The following is a 3,096-nucleotide window of genomic DNA, read 5'->3' on the forward strand; positions in this document are numbered from 1 at the left end:
GTGCGGGGGCGTGGGGGCTGGTCGCGCCCCCGCGGCGGAGCCGCACATCGACACAGCCCCGCGCCCCTAGGTGAGCTGCCCTGGCCGTCGGTGGTGAGTTCCCCCCATTTCCCGACCCTGCCCACCCGACGCCGAAGGCTAGTGCGCTGCCGACTCCCAGTCCGGACCCACGCCCACCGAGACGTCCAGTGGGGCCCTCAGCTGCACGGCGTTCGCCATTTCCCGGCGTACCAGTTCCTCGACCTGTGCGCGCTCGCCCGGGGCGATCTCCAGGACGATTTCGTCGTGTACCTGGAGCAGCATGCGGGAAGTGAGGCCGGCTTCCCGCAGGGCCTTGTCGACGTTGAGCATGGCGATCTTGACGATGTCGGCCGCCGTGCCCTGGATGGGCGCGTTGAGGGCCATGCGTTCGGCGGCCTCGCGGCGCTGGCGGTTGTCGCTGTTGAGGTCGGGCAGATAGCGGCGGCGGCCGAAGAGGGTCGCCGTGTAGCCGGTCGCCCGGGCCTCGTCGACGGCCCGGCGCAGGTATTCCTGCACACCGCCGAAGCGCTCGAAGTAGGTGTCCATCAGGGCGCGTGCCTCGCCCGCGTCGATGTTCAGCTGCTGGGAGAGGCCGAAGGCGGACAGGCCGTACGCCAGTCCGTACGACATCGCCTTGATCTTGCGGCGCATCTCCGCGTCGACGTCCGCGCGCTCGACCGCGAACACCTGCGAGGCGACCGTGGTGTGCAGGTCCTCGCCGGAGGTGAACGCCTCGATGAGGCCCTCGTCCTCGGAGAGGTGGGCCATCACGCGCAGTTCGATCTGGCTGTAGTCCGCGGTCATCAGGGATTCGAAGCCCTCGCCGACCACGAACCCGCGGCGGATCGCCCGGCCCTCGTCGGTGCGGACCGGGATGTTCTGCAGGTTCGGGTCGGTGGAGGAGAGCCGGCCGGTCGCCGCCACGGTCTGGTTGAACGTCGTGTGGATACGGCCGTCCGCCGCGACCGTCTTGATCAGGCCCTCGACGGTGACCCGGAGCTTGGCCTGCTCGCGGTGGCGGAGCATGATCACCGGCAGCTCGTTGTCCGTCTGGGTGGCCAGCCAGGCCAGAGCGTCGGCGTCGGTGGTGTAGCCGGTCTTGGTCTTCTTCGTCCTGGGCAGGCCGAGCTCGCCGAAGAGGACTTCCTGGAGCTGCTTGGGCGAGCCCAGGTTGAACTCGTGTCCGGCGGCGGCGTGGGCCTCCTTCACGGCCTGCTGGACGGCGCCGGCGAACATCTGCTCCATGGCCTCCAGGTGGGCCCGGTCGGCGGCGATGCCGTGCCGCTCCAGGCGGGCCAGCAGGGTGGAGGTGGGCAGCTCCATGTCGCGCAGGAGGTCCGTGGCACCGACCTCCTCGAGGCGCTCGGTGAAGGCCTCGCCGAGGTCGCGGATGGCCTGGGCCTGCACCATGAGGGCCTCGGCCTCGGCGCCGTCGTCCGCGCCGAAGGCGAGCTGGCCGTCGGCCGCGGCGGCGGGCGCCAGCTCCCGGTGCAGATACTCCAGGGACAGCGCGTCCAGGTCGAAGGAGCGGCGGCCCGGCTTGACGAGGTACGCGGCGAGCGCGGTGTCCATGGAGACGCCGGCGATGCTCCAGCCGTGCTCGGCGAAGACGCGCATCGCGGCCTTGGCGTTGTGGAAGACCTTGGGCTTGCCGGCGTCGGCCAGCCAGGCGGCGAGCGCCGTCTCGTCGGCCTCGTCGAGCTCGGTCGGGTCGAACCAGGCGGCCACTCCCCCGGACGCCGCGAGGGCGATCTCGGCGACCGAGCCGGTGCCCAGCGCCCAGGTGTCGACCGTGGCGACGCCGAGCGTGTCGGTGGTGTGCCCGCTGAGCCAGTCGGCCAGCTCGCCGGTGCCCAGCACGGTGCCGTCGAGCTCCACACCGGCTGTCGCGGCCGGGGCCGGCTCGGCCTCCTCGGCGCCCGGGTCGACGGCCAGCAGGCGCTCGCGCAGCGACGGGTTCCGGATCTCGAGGGTGTCGAGGATCATCGCGAGGCCCTTGCGGTCGTACGGCGCCCGCTCCAGCTCGGCGACCGCCTTCGGCAGCTCGACGGTGCGGACCATCTCCGTCAGGCGGCGGTTGAGCTTGACCGCCTCCAGGTGGTCGCGGAGGTTCTGGCCCGCCTTGCCCTTGACCTCCTCGACGCGCTCGACGAGGTCCGCGAAGGAACCGAACTGATTGATCCACTTCGCGGCGGTCTTCTCACCGACGCCCGGGATGCCCGGCAGGTTGTCGGACGGGTCGCCGCGCAGGGCCGCGAAGTCGGGATACTGGGCGGGTGTCAGACCGTACTTCTCGAACACCTTCTCCGGGGTGAACCGGGTCAGCTCGGAGACGCCCTTGGTCGGGTAGAGCACCGTGGTGTGCTCGCTGACGAGCTGGAAGGAGTCGCGGTCACCGGTGACGATCAGCACGTCGAAGCCCGCGGCCTCGGCCTGGGTGGCGAGCGTGGCGATGACGTCGTCGGCCTCGAAGCCGTCGACCGCGAACCGCGAGACGTGCATCGCGTCCAGGACCTCGCCGATCAGCTCGACCTGGCCCTTGAACTCGTCCGGTGTCTTGGAGCGGTTGGCCTTGTACTCCGTGAACTCCTCGGAGCGCCAGGTCTTGCGGGACACGTCGAAGGCCACCGCGAAGTGCGTGGGCGCCTCGTCGCGCAGGGTGTTGGCCAGCATCGAGGCAAAGCCGTAGATCGCGTTGGTCGGCTGGCCCGTCGCGGTCGTGAAGTTCTCCGCGGGCAGCGCGAAGAACGCACGGTAGGCAAGCGAGTGCCCGTCCATGAGCATCAGGCGCGGGCGGCTGCCGCCGGGGCTGTTGTCGGTCTGCTTCGCTGCTGTCTCTGCCACGACCCCGATCCTGCCACGCCGCACTGACAGTCGGCCGCCATCCGACGCTCAGGCCCGTTCGGCACCGCCCTCGCCCGGGCACGGCCGTGCAGGCGGCCAGGGCGAAAGGTTGACCGGGACGAGGAGTTGGGCGCCCCTGTGACCCTCCGAGGCCGGCTGTCGGCAGACCGTGTTCGCCGCGGGCCGGCTCGCCGGCTCCCCGACCCGAGCCTCCCTCAGCCCCCGCCACCC

The 3,096-nt window shown here is 71.2% G+C and carries 1 protein-coding gene; it reads right to left on the reverse strand.

The features are described 5' to 3' along the window. Positions 1–138: 138 nt before the first annotated feature. Positions 139–2,865: a DNA polymerase I gene (gene polA, locus TN53_RS40145; RefSeq protein WP_046263808.1), complete on the reverse strand. Its 2,727-nt coding sequence runs from the start codon at positions 2,863–2,865 to the stop codon at positions 139–141. Positions 2,866–3,096: the final 231 nt, after the last annotated feature.

The organism is Streptomyces sp. WM6386, assembly GCF_000972385.1.
In the GTDB taxonomy this organism is placed as follows: Bacteria; Actinomycetota; Actinomycetes; order Streptomycetales; family Streptomycetaceae; genus Streptomyces.